The sequence below is a fragment of the Halomonas sp. BC04 genome (genome assembly GCF_000568385.1).
Genome location: NZ_AZQX01000325.1, coordinates 1 through 5,012, shown reverse-complemented (window position 1 = coordinate 5,012; position 5,012 = coordinate 1). Strand labels below are relative to the sequence as shown.

7 protein-coding genes and 1 pseudogene are annotated in these 5,012 nt (G+C 64.4%); 1 reads left to right on the top strand and 7 read right to left on the bottom strand.

Translation table 11 applies throughout. The annotated features are described in order from the left end of the window. The 7 genes and pseudogenes from Q427_RS22055 to Q427_RS22025 form a co-directional block, all read right to left on the bottom strand. Positions 1-296: pseudogene (locus Q427_RS22055) on the bottom strand (class II histone deacetylase); the annotation flags it as partial. Then, positions 293-1,234: an ornithine cyclodeaminase family protein gene (locus Q427_RS22050; protein WP_043517326.1), complete on the bottom strand. Its 942-nt coding sequence runs from the start codon at positions 1,232-1,234 to the stop codon at positions 293-295. The pseudogene Q427_RS22055 and the gene Q427_RS22050, both read right to left, overlap by 4 nt. Position 1,235: 1 nt before the next feature. After that, entirely contained in the window at positions 1,236-1,592 is a 357-nt protein-coding gene (locus Q427_RS22045; protein ID WP_043517325.1) for a RidA family protein, read from the bottom strand. Between the two features lie 92 nt (positions 1,593-1,684). Next, the gene (locus Q427_RS22040) at positions 1,685-2,719 is read right to left on the bottom strand and encodes a histone deacetylase family protein (protein WP_043517330.1); all 1,035 of its coding nucleotides are present in this window, start codon (positions 2,717-2,719) and stop codon (positions 1,685-1,687) included. 170 nt (positions 2,720-2,889) lie between these two features. Continuing rightward, entirely contained in the window at positions 2,890-3,474 is a 585-nt protein-coding gene (locus tag Q427_RS22035) for a helix-turn-helix transcriptional regulator (RefSeq protein WP_331280685.1), read from the bottom strand. 321 nt (positions 3,475-3,795) lie between these two features. After that, on the bottom strand, positions 3,796-4,050 hold the full coding sequence (locus Q427_RS22030; protein WP_051496593.1) for a hypothetical protein: 255 nt from the start codon (positions 4,048-4,050) through the stop codon (positions 3,796-3,798). A gap of 97 nt (positions 4,051-4,147) precedes the next feature. Further along, positions 4,148-4,327: a hypothetical protein gene (locus tag Q427_RS22025; protein ID WP_043517321.1), complete on the bottom strand. Its 180-nt coding sequence runs from the start codon at positions 4,325-4,327 to the stop codon at positions 4,148-4,150. A gap of 164 nt (positions 4,328-4,491) precedes the next feature. On the opposite strand from Q427_RS22025, the gene Q427_RS22020 reads away from it, so the two are divergent. Beyond that, positions 4,492-5,012, top strand: a 521-nt coding sequence (locus Q427_RS22020; RefSeq protein WP_043517320.1) for an MFS transporter, incomplete at its 3' end; no start/stop codon positions are given.

Below are 5,012 nucleotides of genomic sequence, written 5' to 3'. Positions count from 1 at the left end.
CCACCCTGGGCCCGGTCGCCCTCCTCCAGCTCATCAAGGTAGCGACCGGTATGGAAGCGCGCCAGATCCTCCCGGGCAGCCGCCGGCGGCTTGCGCACCTCGAGTTCATCGATCAGGCCGGACACCTCGAGCAGGTTCTTCAGCCGCCGCTTGCTCTCGGGGCTCTCCGAAGCCGGCTGGGGCTGAAGATACTCCCCCCGGGAAGAAAAGACACCGATAGGCCCGGGGTCGTGCCAGAAACAGCGCTCATGCCAGAAAAAACCCGTACCGTTCCCTGCGCCACCGCCTGCGCTCATGCACGCTCCTCCAACTGCTCCCAGACCTCGATGGCAGCGGCCAGGTCCTCGAGCGAGGCCCCCACCGACTTGAACACCGTGATGGCCTCTTCGGAGGAGCGCCCCGGCTCCCTGGCCAGCAGCAGCTCGGCCAGGTCGGCACGAATCTCTTCGAAATCGAAGGCTCCCTCGTCGATGGCCTGGTGGATATCGCCGGCCTCGCCCCTGGCCCCGGCGAACGTGTCGACGAACACCTCTCCACGACGCAGGCACTCGCCATCGGTTTCCCGCATGCTGGGACGAAAGGCACCGATCAGGTCAAGATGGGTCCCGGCAGAGAGCCACTCGCCGCGAACCAGCGGCTCGGTGGAGAGCGTCACGCAGCTGATCAAGTCCGCTTCACGAACCGCTGCTTCCAGGTCGGTCACCGCCTCGGTCTCGAACCGATCGGCATACTCCGCTGCCAGTCGCTGCGCTTTCTCCGGGCTTCGCCCCCAGATGCGTACCCGCGTGATAGGCCGTACCGCGGCATGGGCCTCGATCACCATGGGTGCCAGCTTGCCGGTACCCACCACCAGCAGGGTCGAGGCGTCCTTCCGTGCCAGCTCCCGCGCGGCAAGAGCCGAGGCGGCAGCGGTACGGCGGCGCGTCAGCTCACTGCCGTCCAGGCAGGCCAGTGGCCGCCCGTGGGCGCCTTCACTGAGGAAATAGACCCCGGAGATGGCCGGGAGGCCGTGGTCGGCATTCTGGGGAAAGACATTGACCATCTTCACCCCGATATAGCCGTCACGCTCCCAGGCGGGCATCAGCAGCATGGTGGCTTCCCCATCCGGCCGGTGCATGGCGTGATGGTGGCGCGGCGGCGCTTCCACGCCTGACCGAAAGGTCTTCGCCAGGCGCTCCACCAGTGCCGGCCAGGGTAGTGCCGCGGCGACCTCTTCAGCGGATACGATACGCATCTCAGGCCTCCGGCAGCGCCGCCACGACCATGATCTCGACCTTCCACTCGGGCTTGGCCAGCTTGGCCTCCAGAGCGGCGCGGACCGGAGGCCGGCCCGGCACCACCCAGGCGTCCCAGGCAGCGTTCATCAGGTCGAATTCCGCCATGCTGGTGACCCAGATCTGGGCCGACAGCAGGTTCTCCTTCGAGGTGCCCGCCTGGGCCAGCAGTTCGTCAATGCGCGCCAGTACCTGCTCCGTCTGACCGCGCATATCGGCACCGGCGTCCTGGGGGACCTGACCGGCCAGGTAGACGGTACCGTTGTGAATGATGGCCTGGCTCATGCGGGTATTGCTGTCGTGATAGCTGATGCTCATGTCATTCCTCTCTCGTTTCGTGTTCGTCGCTGCGACGATTGTTGGTTCATCGCTCTGGCGGATTGGAAATTCCACCTTGCCGGCCCGGCGCCTCAGCCACCCGAGAAGCCCGTCAGGAAGGCGGCCAGATTCTCGCCCAGGTGCTCGGTGGGATAGCCTCCCTCCTGTACCAGTACGGTGGGCAATGACAGTGCGGCCAGGCGGCGCCCGATGGCCCTGAAATCTTCGGTTTCCAGGGTCATGCCCGCCAGGGGATCGCTGCGGTGGGCATCGAGACCCAGCGCCACCACCATTGCTTCGGGGCGGAAGGCCTTCATTCGTTGGACCAGTTCGTCCAGTGTATCGAGAAAGACCTTGCCATCACTGCCCAACGGCAGTGGCAGGTTGACGTTGGTGCCCAACCCCTCGCCCATGCCTTCCTCGTTGGCGCCGCCCCAGAAGAAGGGATAGAAGTCGGCGGGATCCACATGGAGCGAACCGGTCCAGATATCGCCGCGGTAGTAGAAGATGTCCTGGGTCCCGTTGCCGTGGTGGAGGTCCACATCAATAATGGCCACCCGGGAAAAGTGCTCGCGCAGCACGGTGGCCGCGAGCGCCGAATTGTTGAGGAAGCAGAACCCCCCGGCCCGGTCCGGACCGGCATGGTGGCCAGGGGGACGGCAAAGTGCGTAGGTCGTGCCATGGCCGCCCAACAGCGCCTCGGCGGCAGCCTGTGCCGTGGCGGCGCTGGCCAGGATTCCGGCGAAGCTGTCGGCACCAATCGGACAGGCCATGTCATGCAGGTGCCAGCCGGCCTGGCCGACCGGATGACGCGGGTAGTGATGCCCTCCACCGCAGGGGTGAACGTTGGGCGACACCAGCTCCGAGGCACCGGGCAGCTCGCTCCAGCGCCCATGTATGGTTTCGAGGAACGTCAGGTAGCGCGGCGTATGTATCTTGGCCAGGCGGCTGCGTAGTGTCGGGCTGTCGACCTCGGCAGGAGCGGTCAAGGATAGCCCTACCGTCGCCAACCCACCGGCCAGCATTTCAGCACGTACCGGTCCCTCCGGCGATGGGGCCGGCTGACCGCGCAGCAGGAAGGTCGTCGGTGCATGACGCTCCTGGTCAGGGTGATAGAAGAGCTTCATCGTGAGGTCCTTGGTGAAGCAGATGCCAGGCACGGGTATCGCCTCCCCGACAAGGCCGGGAAGATCAGGTGCTTCCACTGTGAGATTAGAACGTGCCGGCGGGCACTGCTTGCCCGCAACTGAGGAAGACTTGCCCCAGACTCCTCAGTTGGCATTGCCGGTCGGCTGCATCAGTTGGCAGAGCGGACCCGGCGAACGGCGGAGGGGGTCACGTCGAATTGGCGTCGATAAGCGCGGGAAAAGCTGCCCTGGTCGCGGAAGCCCACCAGCGAGGCGATATGCCCCAGGCTCAGGCTGCTGTGCCGGACCAGCGTGTGGGCATGTTCGAGACGGCGCTGCTGAACGTGGGCCAGCGGCGTGGTGCCGAAGGTATCGCGAAAACGGGCATGGAAATGGCCGGGGCTGAGGGCACAGAGGCCGGCCAGTTCCTCGACCCGGATATTGTCGGCGAGATGGCGATCGATCCAGGCATTGAGGCGGCGTAGGTCGATTCGCTCGCCGCCCGCACGCATTGACGAAAAGCCGGCACCGGCGGCAGTCGCCCCCTGTTCCAGACCAAGATCCAGGTGCAGATAGAGTGCCCTCAGCAGCAGCGCAGCAATTTCGCTATGCAGCGCCGGAAACTGTTCGAGCTGCACCATCAACGTTCCCGCCAGCTGATTGAGCCGGGTCGGCACGTTGAAGAACTGGGGGCGCTGGAAGAGTCGCTGCATGGCATCACCGTCGCGCAGTGAAGCCAGGTCATCCAGGGCCACGTCCAGCACCAGGGTACGATTATGGCCATCGCCTCGTACTCATGATGGTAGGAGCAGGGAATCAGGCAGCCGCGACCGCCAGTGACGCGGTCCCCGTTCCCCTCGACTTCCAGTTCGGTAACGCCACAGGTCGCCAGGATCAGTTGGTGATGCGTATGGGCATGGGCAACATGTTCATGCCCGAGCGTGCAAGCACGCAGGTCGAGAATAGCCATGACGGTTTCTTATGGTCCGTTTTTCGGGGATCGTACTTTACCTTACTCTCCGATAAACCAATGCGAAACCGTCCCGGCGCATTCTCGCCCCACGCCTGTGCCAGCTTCAGCAGCGGCCCTGCATGCTCAGGCCGGGCGGGCAGAACCCACCGCGGCGCCGCTCGCGATAGCCTCGATCATGGTAATAGTAATGACGCTCCACATGGCGCGCCTTGTGCCGGTGATGATGCTTCTTGCCCCGATAATGACGATCGGAGCCGTCGACCACGATCAAGGGCTCAGGCGTTATCCTGGCCGGAGAGTAGCTGCAGCCAGCAAGAACCAGCATGACCGGCAGCAAGGTCAGGAGGAGCAACCGCATGGAGAGTTTCATGGCATATACCTCGCAAACCGGGGCGGAAAATTCACCCGTCAGCACCCGCTGGAAGGCCCTATGAGTGCGCTCTGCCGAGGGCGATTCAGCAGCGCCCCTTCTTCGCCTGGCCTGGTGGGCAGAAGCGACCGCCGTGATGTCCGCCACGACCATCATCGATGACAACCAGCGGTTCAGACTTGATACGCGCCGGCTGATAGCTGCAGCCGGCCACCATCAGGGACGATAGCAGCACGATGAAAAGCGTCAGCAGTACACGAGACATGGGGCCTCCTTATTGGGCGCAGTCGAAGGCCCTATTCTAGCTAAGCCTTTTCGGCACAACACCTGTGGCACGCTGGCAACACGCTTGTCGCAAAATTGAGACTGGCAAGGCGGCGCCAGAACAGCGATAGTGCGATTTCATTAGTCTGCAAACAGGTCTTCGCCATGGACGCCCTCCGTCGTCACTCCCTGCTGATCATTGTCGTGGGTAGCCTGGTCATCTCCCTGGCCATGGGCCTGCGCCACGGTTTCGGGCTGTTCCTGGAACCGATGAGTAGCGAGTTGGGCTGGGGGCGTGAGGTATTCGCCTTCGCCCTGGCGCTGCAGAATCTGATATGGGGACTGGCTCAGCCCTTCACCGGGGCTTTGGCCGACCGCTTCGGTGCCGCCCGGGTGGTGGTAATCGGCGGCCTGCTCTATGGCGCTGGGGCTAGCTTCATGGGGCTATCGGAGTCAGCGCTGGGCATGTCGCTTTCCGCCGGGCTATTGATCGGGCTGGGGCTTTCCGGTACCACCTTCTCGGTAATCCTCGGCGCCGTGGGACGTGCCGTAACGCCCGAGAAACGCAGCATGGCCATGGGGATCGTCAGCGCCGCCGGCTCGTTCGGCCAGTTCGCCATGCTGCCGGGCACCCTCGGCCTACTGGGCTGGCTCGGCTGGTCCGCCGCGCTGCTGGCCATGGGTGC

Excerpts from the sequence above, each read along its gene's own strand:
- Q427_RS22050 (WP_043517326.1), bottom strand. The coding sequence starts at position 1,234 with ATGCGTATCGTATCCGCTGAAGAGGTCGCCGCGGCACTACCCTGGCCG.
- Q427_RS22045 (WP_043517325.1), bottom strand. The coding sequence starts at position 1,592 with ATGAGCATCAGCTATCACGACAGCAATACCCGCATGAGCCAGGCCATC.
- Q427_RS22040 (WP_043517330.1), bottom strand. The coding sequence starts at position 2,719 with ATGAAGCTCTTCTATCACCCTGACCAGGAGCGTCATGCACCGACGACC.
- Q427_RS22030 (WP_051496593.1), bottom strand. The coding sequence starts at position 4,050 with ATGCGGTTGCTCCTCCTGACCTTGCTGCCGGTCATGCTGGTTCTTGCT.
- Q427_RS22025 (WP_043517321.1), bottom strand. The coding sequence starts at position 4,327 with ATGTCTCGTGTACTGCTGACGCTTTTCATCGTGCTGCTATCGTCCCTG.